The 13,805-nt window shown below is 62.4% G+C and carries 14 protein-coding genes; 11 read left to right on the top strand and 3 right to left on the bottom strand.

The window, feature by feature from the left end:
• Positions 1 to 29: 29 nt before the first annotated feature.
• From ACF8Q6_RS16645 to ACF8Q6_RS16605, 9 genes are all read left to right on the top strand, one after another.
• Positions 30 to 1,070, top strand: a complete 1,041-nt coding sequence (locus ACF8Q6_RS16645) for an LLM class flavin-dependent oxidoreductase (protein ID WP_318080108.1) — start codon at positions 30 to 32, stop codon at positions 1,068 to 1,070.
• Between the two features lie 263 nt (positions 1,071 to 1,333).
• Positions 1,334 to 1,930: an amino acid synthesis family protein gene (locus ACF8Q6_RS16640; RefSeq protein ID WP_003256068.1), complete on the top strand. Its 597-nt coding sequence runs from the start codon at positions 1,334 to 1,336 to the stop codon at positions 1,928 to 1,930.
• A 68-nt stretch (positions 1,931 to 1,998) separates the two neighbouring features.
• Positions 1,999 to 2,832 carry an alpha/beta fold hydrolase gene (locus ACF8Q6_RS16635; protein WP_003256070.1) on the top strand — a complete coding sequence of 278 codons (834 nt, stop codon included), beginning with the start codon at positions 1,999 to 2,001 and terminating at the stop codon, positions 2,830 to 2,832.
• A complete protein-coding gene (locus tag ACF8Q6_RS16630) occupies positions 2,829 to 4,310 on the top strand; it encodes an aldehyde dehydrogenase (RefSeq protein ID WP_392491432.1) in 1,482 nt (493 codons plus the stop codon). Before ACF8Q6_RS16635 ends, ACF8Q6_RS16630 begins: the two co-directional genes overlap by 4 nt.
• A 12-nt stretch (positions 4,311 to 4,322) precedes the next feature.
• Positions 4,323 to 4,808, top strand: a complete 486-nt coding sequence (locus ACF8Q6_RS16625; protein ID WP_003256072.1) for a flavin reductase family protein — start codon at positions 4,323 to 4,325, stop codon at positions 4,806 to 4,808.
• A 184-nt stretch (positions 4,809 to 4,992) separates the two neighbouring features.
• Entirely contained in the window at positions 4,993 to 5,382 is a 390-nt protein-coding gene (locus ACF8Q6_RS16620; RefSeq protein ID WP_003256073.1) for a carboxymuconolactone decarboxylase family protein, read from the top strand.
• 88 nt (positions 5,383 to 5,470) lie between these two features.
• Positions 5,471 to 6,223 (top strand): GntR family transcriptional regulator, encoded by a 753-nt coding sequence (locus ACF8Q6_RS16615; protein ID WP_012052005.1) that lies wholly within the window; start codon positions 5,471 to 5,473, stop codon positions 6,221 to 6,223.
• A 2-nt stretch (positions 6,224 to 6,225) separates the two neighbouring features.
• Complete coding sequence (locus ACF8Q6_RS16610; protein WP_392491186.1) at positions 6,226 to 6,789, top strand: NUDIX hydrolase; 564 nt, start codon at positions 6,226 to 6,228, stop codon at positions 6,787 to 6,789.
• Positions 6,790 to 6,940: 151 nt separating this feature from the next.
• Positions 6,941 to 9,124, top strand: a complete 2,184-nt coding sequence (locus ACF8Q6_RS16605) for an ATP-binding protein (protein WP_392491185.1) — start codon at positions 6,941 to 6,943, stop codon at positions 9,122 to 9,124.
• 22 nt (positions 9,125 to 9,146) lie between these two features.
• Here ACF8Q6_RS16605 and ACF8Q6_RS16600 read toward each other — a convergent pair whose 3' ends face one another.
• Positions 9,147 to 9,779 carry a LysE family translocator gene (locus ACF8Q6_RS16600; protein WP_392491184.1) on the bottom strand — a complete coding sequence of 211 codons (633 nt, stop codon included), beginning with the start codon at positions 9,777 to 9,779 and terminating at the stop codon, positions 9,147 to 9,149.
• A 66-nt stretch (positions 9,780 to 9,845) separates the two neighbouring features.
• On the bottom strand, positions 9,846 to 10,460 hold the full coding sequence (locus tag ACF8Q6_RS16595; protein ID WP_003256078.1) for a LysE family translocator: 615 nt from the start codon (positions 10,458 to 10,460) through the stop codon (positions 9,846 to 9,848).
• 111 nt (positions 10,461 to 10,571) lie between these two features.
• Between ACF8Q6_RS16595 and ACF8Q6_RS16590 the strand changes: the two genes are divergently transcribed.
• A complete protein-coding gene (locus ACF8Q6_RS16590) occupies positions 10,572 to 11,024 on the top strand; it encodes an Lrp/AsnC family transcriptional regulator (RefSeq protein WP_392491183.1) in 453 nt (150 codons plus the stop codon).
• Between the two features lie 377 nt (positions 11,025 to 11,401).
• Positions 11,402 to 12,814 (top strand): purine-cytosine permease family protein, encoded by a 1,413-nt coding sequence (locus ACF8Q6_RS16585; RefSeq protein WP_392491182.1) that lies wholly within the window; start codon positions 11,402 to 11,404, stop codon positions 12,812 to 12,814.
• A gap of 244 nt (positions 12,815 to 13,058) precedes the next feature.
• On the opposite strand, the gene ACF8Q6_RS16580 is transcribed toward ACF8Q6_RS16585, so the two are convergent.
• Positions 13,059 to 13,763, bottom strand: coding sequence for an NUDIX domain-containing protein (locus tag ACF8Q6_RS16580; protein ID WP_392491187.1), 705 nt, complete (start codon positions 13,761 to 13,763; stop codon positions 13,059 to 13,061).
• Positions 13,764 to 13,805 lie beyond the last annotated feature (42 nt).

The raw sequence follows: 13,805 nt of genomic DNA, 5'->3' as shown, positions 1-13,805 counted from the left end.
GGGCAATAACAAGCGTTGAGGAAAAACCCATGAAATTTTCGTTGTTCGTACACATGGAACGTTGGGATGAACAGGTCAGCCACCGCCAGCTGTTCGAAGACCTGACCGAACTGACCCTGATGGCCGAAAACGGCGGTTTCAGCACCGTGTGGATCGGCGAACACCACGCCATGGAATACACCATTTCGCCAAGCCCGATGCCGCTGCTGGCCTACCTGGCCGCGCGCACCGAGAAGATCCGCCTGGGCGCTGGCACCATCATCGCGCCGTTCTGGAACCCGATCCGCGTCGCTGGCGAATGCGCCCTGCTCGACGTGATCAGCAACGGCCGCATGGAAGTCGGCCTAGCCCGCGGCGCCTACCAGTTCGAGTTCGACCGCATGGCAGGTGGCATGCCGGCCACCGACGGCGGCAAGGCACTGCGCGAGATGGTGCCGGTGGTGCGCAAGCTGTGGGAAGGCGACTACGCCCACGACGGTGAAGTCTACAAGTTCCCGACCTCCACCAGCGTACCGAAGCCGTTCAACGCCACGCCGCCCATGTGGATCGCCGCCCGCGACCCGGACTCGCACAACTTCGCCGTTGCCAATGGTTGCAATGTCATGGTCACCCCGCTGATGAAGGGGGACGAAGAAGTGCTGGACCTGAAGAACAAGTTCCAGGCCGCCCTGGACAACAACCCAGGCGTGCCGCGCCCGCAACTGATGGTGCTGCGCCACACCCATGTGCACAGCCCGGCTGATCCGGAAGGCTGGAAGGTCGGCGCCCAGGCGATCTCGCGCTTCTACCGCACCTTCGATGCCTGGTTCGGCAACAAGACCACCCCGGTGAATGGCTTCCTGGAGCCGAGCCCGGAGTCGAAGTTCGCCGAAGTGCCGGCGTTCCAGCTGGAGAACATTCGCAAGAACACCATGATCGGCACACCGGAAGAGATCATCGCACGCATCAAGTACTACCAGGAACTGGGCGTCGACGAGTTCAGCTTCTGGTGCGACAACAGCTTGCCCCACGCCGAGAAGAAGAAGTCGCTCGAGCTGTTCATCAAGGAAGTGGTGCCGGCGTTCGCCTGAATTCCCATTGCCTGAATCATTGCGGGACGCGCCCGCTCCCGTGGGCCCCTTCGGCCTGCGTGAGCGGGCTTTTTTTGAGACCTGTGCAGTCCCTGTGGGAACGGGCAAACCCGCGAAGAGACCAGTACAGACAACAGAGAAATCAAGGCATCAGGCCACCTTTCGTCCCCTGACAAGAGAAATTTCCTGACACCTCTTGCACAACAAATATTATGGTATACCATCAGACAACAAGAGCTGATAACCCTCACCAGGAGCCATCCATGAGTTTCGAAATCCGCAAGATCGTCACCTACTCCGAAGAGACCCGTATCGAAGGCGGCAAAGCCACCGACAAGCCGGTGACCATGGTCGGCCTGGCCGTCGTGATCAAGAACCCGTGGGCCGGTCGCGGTTTCGTTGAAGATCTGAAGCCGGAAATTCGCGCCAACTGCTCGGAGCTGGGTGCCCTGATGGTCGAGCGCCTGACTGCTGCCATTGGCGGTGCCGACAAGATCGAGGCCTACGGTAAGGCCGCCGTCGTCGGCGCCGATGGCGAAATCGAGCACGCCTCGGCCGTCATCCATACCCTGCGCTTCGGCAACCACTACCGCGAGGCGGTACAGGCCAAGAGCTACCTGAGCTTTACCAACAAGCGCGGCGGCCCAGGCACTTCGATCCAGATCCCGATGATGCAGAAGGACGACGAAGGCCTGCGTTCGCACTACATCACCCTGGAAATGCAGATCGAAGATGCCCCGCGTGCCGATGAAATCGTCGTGGTCCTCGGCGCAGCCGATGGCGGCCGCCTGCACCCGCGCATCGGCAACCGTTACATCGACCTGGAAGAACTGGCTGCAGAAAAAGCCAACGCTCAATAACAACAACCAAGACGGGCCGGGGCGTGGCGTGCTTACCCGCCGCGCCCGACCTTCAAGGAGCGCCCTCCATGATTCAGCCTGTCGCTGAACGCACACCTGCCGGCACCAGCTATCTGGATGTCGGCCAGGGCCAACCCGTGGTGCTGATCCACGGCGTGGGCCTGAACAAGGAAATGTGGGGCGGTCAGTTCGTTGGCCTGGCCAACGACTACCGCGTCATCGCCTACGACATGCTCGGCCACGGTCAAAGCCGCGTACCGGCCGCCGACACACCGCTGGAAGGCTATGCCGACCAGCTCGCCGAACTGCTTGACCACCTGCAAATTGCACAAGCCACCGTGATCGGCTTCTCCATGGGCGGCCTGGTTGCCCGTGCGTTCGCCCTCAATTACCCGCAGCGCCTGGCTGCACTGGTCGTGCTCAACAGCGTGTTCAACCGCACCCCCGAGCAAAGTGCCGGGGTGATCGCCCGCGCTGCCCAGGCGGCGGAGCTGGGCCCAGACGCCAACGTCGATGCTGCCCTGGACCGCTGGTTCAGCCGTGAATACAAGGCTGCCAACCCGGCGCAGGTCGCCGCCATTCGCCAGGTGCTGGCGAGCAACGACCCGCAGGGTTACCACACCACTTATTCGCTGTTCGCCACTCAGGACATGTACCGCGCCGACGACCTGGGCAGTATCCAGGTGCCGACGCTGATCGCCACCGGCGAACTCGACTCGGGCTCCACCCCGGCCATGACCCGCCAGCTCGCCGCCAGCATTCCTGGCGCACGCAGTGTGGTCCTCGCCGAGCAACGGCATATGATGCCAGTGGAAGCACCGCGTGAAGTCAACAAGATGCTGCTGGACTTCCTCACCCAAGCCCGCACCCTCACCGAATCCGCCAAGGGGATTGTTGCATGACCCTCGTTCGTTTCCAGATGTGCATCGACGGCCAATGGCGCGATGCCCAGAACGGCAAGACCTTCGACAGCCTCAACCCGGCCACCGCCCAGGCCTGGGCGCAACTGCCCGACGCCGATGAAGCCGATGTGGAGCTGGCCGTTCAGGCCGCCCAGCGTGCCTTCGACAGCAAGGCGTGGCGCAGCATTACCGCCACCGCGCGCGGCAAGCTGTTGCGTCGTCTGGGTGACCTGATTGCCGAGAACAAGGAGCACCTGGCCCAGCTGGAAAGCCGTGACAACGGCAAGCTGATCCGCGAAACCCGCGGTCAGGTCGGCTATCTGCCGGAGTTCTTCCACTACACTGCGGGCCTGGCCGACAAGCTCGAAGGCGGCACCCTGCCGCTGGACAAACCCGACCTGTTCGCCTACACCGTGCACGAGCCAATCGGCGTGGTTGCCGGGATCATCCCGTGGAACAGCCCGCTGTACCTCACCGCGATCAAGCTGGCCCCTGCCCTGGCTGCCGGCAACACCATCGTGCTCAAACCGTCCGAGCACGCCTCGGCAACCATCCTCGAGCTGGCCCGACTCGCCCTTGAGGCCGGCTTCCCGGCCGGTGTGGTCAACGTGGTCACCGGCTACGGCCCCAGCACCGGCGCGGCGCTGACCCGCCACCCGCTGGTGCGCAAGATCGCCTTCACCGGCGGTGCCGCCACCGCCCGCCACGTGGTGCGCAGCAGTGCCGAAAACTTCGCCAAGCTGTCGCTGGAACTGGGCGGCAAGTCGCCGAACATCATCTTCGCCGACGCCGACCTGGACAGCGCCATCAATGGCGCCGTGGCCGGCATCTACGCCGCGTCCGGGCAAAGCTGCGTGGCCGGTTCGCGCCTGCTGGTGCAGGATGAAATCTTCGACGTGTTCGTCGAGCGCCTGATCGCCCGCGCCAAGCGCATCCGCATCGGCAACCCGCAGGACGACGCCAGCGAAATGGGTCCGATGGCCACCGCGCAACAGCTGGCAGTCGTCGAAGGCTTGGTGGCAGCAGCCAAGGCCGAAGGCGCAAAACTGCACATGGGCGGAAAGCGTGCCGACGTTGAAGGTGACGGCTGGTTCTACGAGCCGACCCTGTTCGAGTGCGACAGCAACGCGATGACCATCATGCAGGAAGAAGTGTTCGGCCCGGTCGCCGCGGTGATCCGCTTCAAGACCGAAGAAGAAGCGCTGGCCATAGCCAACGACTCGCAATTCGGCCTGGCTGCCGGCATCTGGACGCGCGATCTGGGCCGTGCCCACCGCCTGGCCCGCGACGTGCGTTCGGGGATCATCTGGGTCAACACCTACCGTGCCGTGTCGGCCATGGCACCGATAGGTGGTTTCAAGAACAGCGGCTACGGCCGTGAGAGCGGCATCGATTCGGTGCTGGCCTATACCGAGCTGAAGACCGTGTGGATCAACTTGTCCACCGCGCCGATGCCCGACCCGTTCGTGATGCGCTAAGAGGAACACGAGATGATCGAACCCGGCATCTACAAAGACGTGATGGGCTCCTTCCCATCCGGCGTCACGGTAGTGACCACCCTGGACGCCGACGGCGGCATCGTCGGCATCACCGCCAGTGCATTCAGCGCGCTGTCGATCGACCCGGCGCTGGTGCTGTTCTGCCCCAACTACGCCTCCGACACCTACCCGATCCTGCGCGACAGCAAGCAGTTCGCCATCCACCTGCTGTCCGCCGACCAGACCGCCGAAGCCTATGCCTTCGCAGGCAAGGGCAAGGACAAGGCCAAGGGCGTGGAGTGGCACCTGAGCGAGCTGGGCAACCCCCTGCTGGCCAAGGCTACGGCGATCATCGAGTGCGAGTTGTGGCGCGAGTACGACGGCGGTGACCACGCGATCATTGTCGGCGCGGTGAAGAACCTGGTGTTGCCGGCCGAGCCGGTGACCCCGATGGTCTACCACAAAGGCAAGCTCGGCGCCCTGCCGCCGCTTGGCTGATACATCTTGAAGTCGGTGTTGGCCGCTTCGCGGGCTCGCCCGCTCCCACAGGTATCGCACAGATCCTGGAACCCGTGGAGCGGGCAAGCCCGCGAAAAGCCAACACCGATGACCCTGTTTTCAGGGGTCGCGCTAATCGTCTCACCCTCGGTTGCGGCCCCTGTTTTATGCCGGAGTACTGCACATGAGCAATGAAAAGTACGAAAAGGGTCTGAAAATCCGCACCCAGGTGCTGGGCGAGGACTACGTCAACCGCTCGATCCAGAACGCAGATGAGTTCACCAAACCGTTGCAGGAGCTGGTCACCGAGTATTGCTGGGGTCACGTCTGGGGCCGTGAAGGCTTGTCGCTGAAAGAGCGCAGCATGATAAACTTGGCCATGATTTCCGCGCTCAACAGGCCCCACGAGCTCAAATTGCACATTCGCGGTGCCCTGCGCAATGGCCTGAGCCGTGAACAGATTCGCGAAATCCTGCTCCAGGTCGGCATTTATTGCGGCGTACCCGCGGCGGTGGACAGTTTCCGCCTGGCCCGTGAAGCCTTTGCCGAAGCCGATGCGGAGCCAACCCGTTAACAACGGGCTGTTCGAACCACTGCATGGAAAGCCTCGGTTCGAGGCATTCCGCGATGTTGGCGCAACAGCCTCATAAAGAGCGCACCTGATGAAACGCCAGCCACTCGACGACAGCTTCAAGGTCAACCGCAATCCCGTTACTCTGCGCGAAATCGTGCTCGACAAGCTGCGCGCCGCTATCATGAACTTTCACCTGCTGCCCGGCGACCGCCTGGTCGAACGCGATCTGTGCGACCGCCTCGGCGTCAGCCGCACTTCGGTACGTGAAGCGCTGCGTCACCTGGAGTCCGAAGGCCTGGTGGAGTTCGCCGACGCCAAAGGCCCACGCGTGGCCATCATCACCCTGGAAGACGCACGTGACATCTATGAGCTGCGCTGTGTGCTCGAAGGCCTGATCGTGCAACTGTTCACCCTCAACGCCAAGGCCAAGGACATCCGTGCGCTGGAACGCGCGCTGGAAGTGAACCGCGAGGCACTGGAAGAAGGTGAGCTGCAACAGGTGCTGGATTCGGTACAAGGTTTCTACGATGTGCTGCTGGAAGGCTCCGGCAACCAGGTGGCGGCCCAGCAGTTGCGCCAGTTGCAAGCACGCATCAGCTACCTGCGCGCCACCTCGGTATCGCAGGAAAACCGCCGCGGCGCCAGCAACCGCGAAATGGAAAAGATCGTCGAGGCCATCAAAAGCGGTGACCCGCTGGTAGCCCACCAGGCCTCGGTCGACCACGTCCGCGCCGCCGCCAAGGTGGCCTTGGACTACCTGCGCCAGAAGCAGGATGACAACGCCAAGGTGCGCGACATTGTCGAACCCTTGGCCCTGAAGGAACCCCGCATAGGTCGCTGATCATGCCCAATGCCCCGCGCTACTGCCCGCACTGCACCACGGAACTGGCCCGGGGCGTTCCCACAGGCGATACCCACGAACGCCTGCATTGCACCGGCTGCGGCTACATCCATTACATCAACCCCAAGATCATCGCCGGCTGCATCATCGAGCGCGATGGAAAGTACCTGCTGTGCCAGCGCGCCATTCCCCCTCGCCCCGGCACCTGGACCTTGCCTGCGGGGTTCATGGAAGCTGGCGAAACCACCGAGCAGGCGGCGCTGCGCGAGGTATGGGAAGAAAGCGGCGTACGTGCAGACATCGTCTCGCCGTATTCGATCTTCAGCGTGCCAAAGATCAGCGAGGTCTACATCATCTTCCGAGCCATCGTCACCGAAGAAACCGGGCAGTACGGGCCTGAGACGCTGGCGTACAAGTTCTTCGAGCCGGCTGAAATCCCCTGGGATGAGATCTACTACCCGGCCATCCGGCAAATTCTCGAACGCTACATCCTCGAGCGGCAGGCCGGGGTGTATGGCATTTACATGGGCAATGATGACACCGGCAAGGTGCACTTCATGCGCTAGCCGGTACGGCCTCTTCGCGGGTGAACCTGCACTCACCCGGATTGCGCAGTCACCGAGGCTCGTGCAGTGGCACAGCCCCTCACAAAACCCTCGCCAACGGTCTATTCTCGGTGCACCCTAAGGGCCTTGAGAAAGAGGACCGGCAAAGCACATGGCTAGATGGCTAGATGGCGGCGGGCTAATGGCCGAACGCATCCGCAACCACGACTGGGCCACCACCCCACTGGGCCCGCTGGAACATTGGCCCGACGCCCTGAAAACCACGATGGCTCTGTGCCTGGCCTCGCGCTTTCCGCAAGCCGTGCTCTGGGGCCCGGACTTGATCACCCTGTACAACGATGCCTTCACCCCGATTCTCGGTCGCAAGCCCCTGGCCTTGGGCATCCCCTTTCGCGACGTGTGGCACGAAGCCTGGGATGAAATCAGCAGCATGGCGGCCCGCGCGTTGGCCGGCGAAGCGGTTTACATCGAAGACTTCCCGCTGATGATCGACCGCAACGGCGGCCTGGAGCGGGCCTATTTCACCTTCTGCTACAGCCCGATTCGCGGCCATGATGGCGAAATTCTGGGCATGCTCGACACGGTCACCGAAACCACCGCCAGTGTGCTCACCAACCAGCGCCTGAACTTTCTCGATACCCTCGGGCGAGCCGTGACCGAGGCGGCCGACCCGGACCAGATCATGGCCATCACCACCCGCATGCTGGTCGAGCACCTTGGCTTGTCCAGCTGCGCCTATGCGGTGATGGACCCCGACGAGGACGGTTTCACCATTTGCGGCGATGCGGTGACACCCGGCTCACCACGCCTGGTCGGCCACTATCACCTGCATGACTTCGGCCGCCTGGCGGTCAGCCGCCTGCGCAGCGGCCTGGCTCTGGTGATCAACGACAACCTGCGCGAACTGGCCACTGACGAGGCGGCGACTTTTCAGGCCATCGGCATTACGGCCACCATTTGCATGCCACTGATCAAGGGTGGCAGGCTGACCGCGCTCATGGCGATTCACGACCGCGTATCCCGGGTATGGACTGACTACGAGCAAACACTGATCAGCGAAGTGACCGAGCGATGCTGGGCGCACATACAGCGGGCCCAGGCCCATGCCGAAGTGCGCGAAGCGATGGCGGCCCTTGAAGCGCTCAACACCACCTTGGAACATCGCGTAGAAGAACGCACCACTCAGTTGCTGCACACCGAGGCCGTGCTGCGCCAAGCCCAGAAGCTGGAAGCCATTGGCCAGCTGACCGGCGGCGTAGCCCACGACTTCAATAACCTGCTGACCATCATCCGCTCGTCGCTGCACTTCCTGCAGCGCCCCAACCTGGCCGAGGAGCGCCGCGAGCGCTACCTCAAGACCATGTCCGACACAGTCGACCGTGGTGCCAGACTGACCGGCCAGCTACTGGCCTTCGCCCGACGCCAGGCCCTCAGCCCACAGGTGTTCGAAGCCGGGCCACGGCTGGAAGCCATGGCCGACATGCTCGACACCGTCACTGGCGCGCGCATCCGGGTCGAGCTGCAGCTACCCCAAGCGCCCTGCCACATCCGCGCCGACCTCAGCCAGTTGGAAACCGCGGTAATCAACCTGATGCTCAACGGCCGCGATGCCATGGCTGGCGAAGGTGCCTTGCAGCTGCGCCTGCAGGCCGACCAGTGCCTGCCGGCCTTGCGCGGTCAGCCTTCACAGCCAGGCCCGTTCGCGGCGATATCGGTGAGCGACAACGGAGTCGGTATTGCCACCGAGTTGCTGGAGCGCATCTTCGACCCGTTCTTCACCACCAAGGCCCCAGGTGAAGGTACCGGGCTCGGGTTGTCGCAGGTGTTTGGTTTCGCCAAGCAGTCCGGGGGCGATGTACAGGTGAACAGCATCCCCGGCCAGGGCACCACCTTTACCCTGTATCTGCCGCAGGAGGCCCCAGCTGCAGCCGCGCCCGAAGACGCCTCGGCCGGCAGCCAGCCACAGGTACAGGGCGAGCGGCGACGAATACTGGTGGTAGAAGACAATCCCGACCTGGGCAGTTTCACAGCTCAGCTCCTCGAGGACCACGGCTACCAAATCAGCTATGCACGGTCTGCAGAAGAAGCGCTGGCGCAGTTGACTGGCCCGGCAGGTGATTTTGATGCGGTGTTTTCCGATGTGGTCATGCCCGGCATGGGTGGCTTGGCACTGGCCCGCGAACTTCGCCGCCAGCGCCCGCAGTTGCCGGTGATCCTCACTTCGGGCTATAGCGAGGCGATTGCCGAAGGCGGGCACCAAGGGTTCACCTTTCTGGCCAAACCCTACTCGGCAGAACAGGTGTGCCAGATACTCGGCAAAGTATTCGGCCATTGATACCTTGCATCGCAATAGGCGATCAACGGCGCCCTTCTGCCAGCATGCGCACCGCCAGCCCCGCCAGCACCGTTCCCATCAACCAACGCTGAACCTGTTGCCACAGCGGCCTGCCAGCCAGGAACACGGCGATGGAACCGGCCATGATCGCAATCAGCGCGTTGACCGTAACGCTGATGGCGATCTGCGTCGAACCCAGCACCAGCGACTGCAACAGCACGCTGCCGTGGCCCGGCTCAATGAATTGCGGCATGAGCGACAGGTACATGACGGCGATCTTGGGGTTGAGCAGGCTGGTGGCAAACCCCATGGTGAATAGCCGCCGCGGGCTGTCGGCGGGCAGTTCACGGAGCTGGAACGGCGATTGGCCACCCGGCCGCAGCGCCTGCCAGGCCAGGTACAACAGGTACAGCGCGCCACCGATGCGCAGCGCGTCGTAGGCAAAGGGTACCGCCATCACCAGCGCCGTGATGCCCATTGCCGCGCAGAACATGTAGATGACGAAGCCCAGAGCCACACCGCCAAGCGAAATCAAGCCGGCTTTGCGGCCCTGGCAGATCGAGCGGGAAATCAGGTAGATCATGTTCGGCCCTGGGGTCAGGACCATGCCGAGGCAAATCAGGGCGAACGTGAGCAGTTGCGTGGTTTCGGGCACGGGGCACATCCTGGTTGTGCATTAGGGTGCAGCGAGTGTATCTGAAGTCATGCTGAACCGGTAAATTCAGGTCATTTGCCCGGCTATCAAGCCCAGGGCCACGGTAATCATCGCCATCCCCGACACCCGCCCGACCAGCTTTGCCGCACCCGGCCGAGTGCTCAGCACCGCTTTGGCGCCATAGCCGACCAGCGTGTAGATCACCAGCGAACTGCACAGGTGGACCAGCCCCAGCAACAAGATCTGCAAGGGCACAGGCCAGCTCGACTGCGGGTCGGTGAACTGCGGCAGCAGGGCCAGGAACAGCAGGAATACCTTGGGGTTCAGGCCGCTGACGCAAAACCCCTTCAACGCCCAGCGTGAGCCCGACTCCCCCGCGCCGCCCTGCCCGGCCGCCGGCAATGCCGGGCTGAGCAACAGGTTGCCGCCCAGCCACAGCAAGTAGCTGCACCCCGCCAGGGTCAGCAAGGTCAGCGCCAACGGGTGACCTGCCAGCAAACTGCCGACCCCGGCCGCCACCACCAGCGTGGCCAGGAAATGCCCCGACAACATCCCCGCCACCGCTGGCATCACCCAGCGCCCACGCATGCCGGCCGAGATGGCATAGGCCCAGTCTGCACCGGGGGTAATCACGAACAGCATCGACACAGCCCAGAACGCCGTCAGCACACTGATAGCCACTTGAATCTTCCTTATCTACTGCATTGGGGTGTCGAAAGATTACGGATTTCGCTCGGGGATTTTCTTTCGTATATTTCCCCTTAGCATTTATGAATTGGAAGATTCTTCCCAATGGACAGAACTGATCGAAAAATCCTTGCCGAGCTGCAAAAAGACGGGCGCCTGTCGATAACCGAACTGGCCGACCGCGTAGGGCTCAGCCTTTCACCCTGCCATCGGCGTTTGAAGGCACTGGAAGAGTCCGGCGCCATTCTGGGCTATCACGCACGGCTGGCACCGAGCGCCCTTGGGCTGAACTTTGCCGCGCTGGTATTCGTGACGCTACGCGAGGTGACCCGCCAGCCGGTAGCGGACTTTGAAACGGCACTGGCGCAGATCCCACAAATTGTCGAAGCGCAGCGGCTGTTTGGCGACCCGGATTACCTGCTGCATGTGGTCGCCAAGGACCTGCCGGCGTTTCAGAAGCTGTATGACGAGCATCTGACCAGTATTCCCAATGTGAAACGCTTGAGCTCGACCTTGGTGATGAAGGAAGTGATTCAGGATCGGTTGCTCCCCATGTAGCTGTTTCCTCTTGTGCCGGCCCCTTCGTGGTAAACCCGCGCCTGCTGCAGGAGCGGGTTTACCCGCGAAAAGGCCGGCCCAGGCAACCTTTCATCTGCCCTGAAAACGCGCACATCGCACCAACCCAGCCCACCGTGATCCGGGTTGCCAACCCGCCGCCCCTCTACCCCAGGGCCTTCAGCCAGCTGGCACTCTCCTTGCTACCGTCACCCGCTTAAGCTTTTGTCAGCCTTAGTTTTTTTAACGCTTATGGGTACATATTTACTAATTTCTCGTTACCCCCGCGCCCCTCATCATCGCTCCAACAAGAACGCGTCGCCCACCGCCGGCACGCCCCCGGGCAGTTCCCAATGCCCTACCTTGCCTTGGAGTCAGTCATGACCAGTGCAGCCAATTCGGCACCCCTGATAGAAAAACACACGATCGGCTACGTGCCCCCGCAAGACCGCCATGGAAAGGTAAGGGATCTGTTCACACTCTGGTTCGGCGGCAACATCGCGCCGTTGCCCATCGTCACCGGCGCGCTGGGTGTGCAGCTGTTCCACCTGAACCTGGTATGGGGCATCGTCGCCATCCTCGTCGGTCACCTGGTCGGCGGGGTGCTGATGGCCCTGCACTCGGCCCAGGGCCCGCAAATGGGCATTCCGCAGATGATCCAGAGCCGCGCCCAGTTCGGCACCCTCGGCGCGCTGCTGGTGGTGGTGATCGCCGGCGTCATGTACATCGGTTTCTTCGCTTCCAACATCGTCCTTGCCGGCAAGTCACTGCATGGCGTGGTCGACGCCGTTCCGGTACCGGTGGGCATCGTCATCGGTGCGCTGGGTTCAGGCATCATCGGCATCATCGGCTACCGCTTCATCCACGTGCTCAATCGCATTGGCACCTGGGTACTGGGTATCGGTATCGTGGTTGGCTTCGGCTACATCCTCACCCATGTGCAGAGCGACGACTTCCTCACCCGCGGCGGCTTCAACCTGGCCGGCTGGCTGGCCACCGTGTCGCTGGCAGCGCTGTGGCAAATCGCCTTTGCGCCCTATGTGTCGGACTACTCGCGCTACCTGCCGGCAGATGTAAAAGTCAGCTCGACCTTCTGGACGACCTACCTGGGCTCGGCCCTGGGCTCGAGCCTGTCGTTCATCTTCGGCGCCGTGGCCGTGCTGGCGATCCCGGCCGGCATGGACACCATGGACGCGGTCAAGCTGGCCACCGGCACGCTCGGCCCGATCATGCTGGTGCTGTTCCTGCTCAGTGTGATCAGCCATAACGCCCTCAACCTGTATGGTGCGGTGCTGTCGATCATCACCCTGGTGCAAACGTTCGCCTACCGCTGGATCCCCACCGCCAAAAGCCGTGCAGTGCTGTCGCTGATCGTGCTGTCGGCCTGCTGCGTGGTAGCGGTGTTCGCTTCGGCAGACTTCATCGGCCACTTCGTTGACATGGTGCTGGTACTGCTGGTGGTGCTGGTGCCGTGGACGGCGATCAACCTGATCGACTTCTACGCCATTCACAAAGGTGATTACGACATCCAGTCGATCTTCCAGGTCGATGGTGGTATCTACGGGCGTTACAACCCGCAGGCCCTGATCGCCTACGCTGTGGGTATCGTGGTGCAGATACCGTTCATGAACACCCCGCTGTACGTCGGGCCGATTTCCGAGCACATCAACGGGGCTGACCTGTCGTGGCTGGTAGGGTTGGCGATCACGTCGCCGCTGTACTGGTGGCTGGCGAGCCGTGACAGTGCCTACCGTCGTCGGCAGACCAGCGCCAAGCTGGCAGCAGTGGCTTGATCGGTACTGGCCTTTCGCAGCAAAAGATGAAACGGCCGGGTGCAGGAGCCCGAACGCCTGGCCGAGACCTTTGCAGCTCGACCACGACCAACAGAAGCTGTGTTAATCGCGCTGGCGACCATCCTTGCGGCAGCGCGCAGGACACCAGTTGGACAAGGTCATACGAGGCGCTGCGCGCTCGCGGTCTTGAAAATGGCACGTTTTATAAGGTTCATTGCTTGAATCAGCAAACGTGCTGGCGCTATCAGCTCCCCTCCGGCAGCAGACTGCGATCAAACATGAATGGCCGTTCGCCCTGCGGCGTGTACTGATACAACTGCTGCGGCCGGCCCAATTTGGGCTGGTTTTTCTCCCCGGTGTCACTCACCCACCCCAGCTCGCGCAAGCGCTCCAGGCGTTTGCGCAACGAGGTGCCGTTCACTGCCTGCCCCAGGCACGCCTGCACCGCCCCCAACGCATCGAGCACAGTGAATTTCTCCGCCAGCAGGTACAGCGGCAGGCTGCTATACACGGTCTTCGCCGCAAGCCGCTCGCGAGCGCGCTCTATCAGCAGGTTGTGATCGAACGGCAACAGCACCTTGCGCGCCAACACGCGTTCCAAATCGAAAAATGCCAATTGCTCGCCTTCGACTACCTGCCCCGGATCTAGCAAGGCCAGGTAATAAGTACTGAGCGACCAACCACGTGGATCGCGAAAAGCATTGCCCTCGGTGCCAACCTGTTCCATGTAGCAAGGCGCAACCTGGGTTTTCTCATGCAGCGCTCGCTCGGCAGCAGCTTCCAGACTGGTATCGGGGGTGCGGCCATTGACGATAACCCCGGGCAAAGCCCACTGGCCGGCGTGAGGTTCACGTTCACGGCGGTGCAACAACACTTGCAGATGCTGCGCACTCGGCGCCAGACGCAAGGCGACGATATCGACACTGGCCAAAACTTCGACTGTACTCACCGGAAACTCCCACTTCAGTGACGCAATAATCCACCAGAGCAT

Origin of the sequence: Pseudomonas sp. GLN_2, assembly GCF_043106005.1 — a bacterium.
GTDB lineage: Bacteria > Pseudomonadota > Gammaproteobacteria > Pseudomonadales > Pseudomonadaceae > Aquipseudomonas > Aquipseudomonas alloputida.
This window is presented reverse-complemented; position numbering and strand designations above follow the sequence as displayed.

Bases quoted from the DNA above. Each gene is read 5' to 3' on its own strand.
- ACF8Q6_RS16610 (WP_392491186.1), top strand. From the start codon at position 6,226: ATGCCCAATGCCCCGCGCTACTGCCCGCACTGCACCACGGAACTGGCC.
- ACF8Q6_RS16605 (WP_392491185.1), top strand. From the start codon at position 6,941: ATGGCTAGATGGCTAGATGGCGGCGGGCTAATGGCCGAACGCATCCGC.
- ACF8Q6_RS16620 (WP_003256073.1), top strand. From the start codon at position 4,993: ATGAGCAATGAAAAGTACGAAAAGGGTCTGAAAATCCGCACCCAGGTG.
- ACF8Q6_RS16615 (WP_012052005.1), top strand. From the start codon at position 5,471: ATGAAACGCCAGCCACTCGACGACAGCTTCAAGGTCAACCGCAATCCC.
- ACF8Q6_RS16590 (WP_392491183.1), top strand. From the start codon at position 10,572: ATGGACAGAACTGATCGAAAAATCCTTGCCGAGCTGCAAAAAGACGGG.
- ACF8Q6_RS16645 (WP_318080108.1), top strand. From the start codon at position 30: ATGAAATTTTCGTTGTTCGTACACATGGAACGTTGGGATGAACAGGTC.
- ACF8Q6_RS16630 (WP_392491432.1), top strand. From the start codon at position 2,829: ATGACCCTCGTTCGTTTCCAGATGTGCATCGACGGCCAATGGCGCGAT.
- ACF8Q6_RS16640 (WP_003256068.1), top strand. From the start codon at position 1,334: ATGAGTTTCGAAATCCGCAAGATCGTCACCTACTCCGAAGAGACCCGT.
- ACF8Q6_RS16585 (WP_392491182.1), top strand. From the start codon at position 11,402: ATGACCAGTGCAGCCAATTCGGCACCCCTGATAGAAAAACACACGATC.
- ACF8Q6_RS16635 (WP_003256070.1), top strand. From the start codon at position 1,999: ATGATTCAGCCTGTCGCTGAACGCACACCTGCCGGCACCAGCTATCTG.
- ACF8Q6_RS16625 (WP_003256072.1), top strand. From the start codon at position 4,323: ATGATCGAACCCGGCATCTACAAAGACGTGATGGGCTCCTTCCCATCC.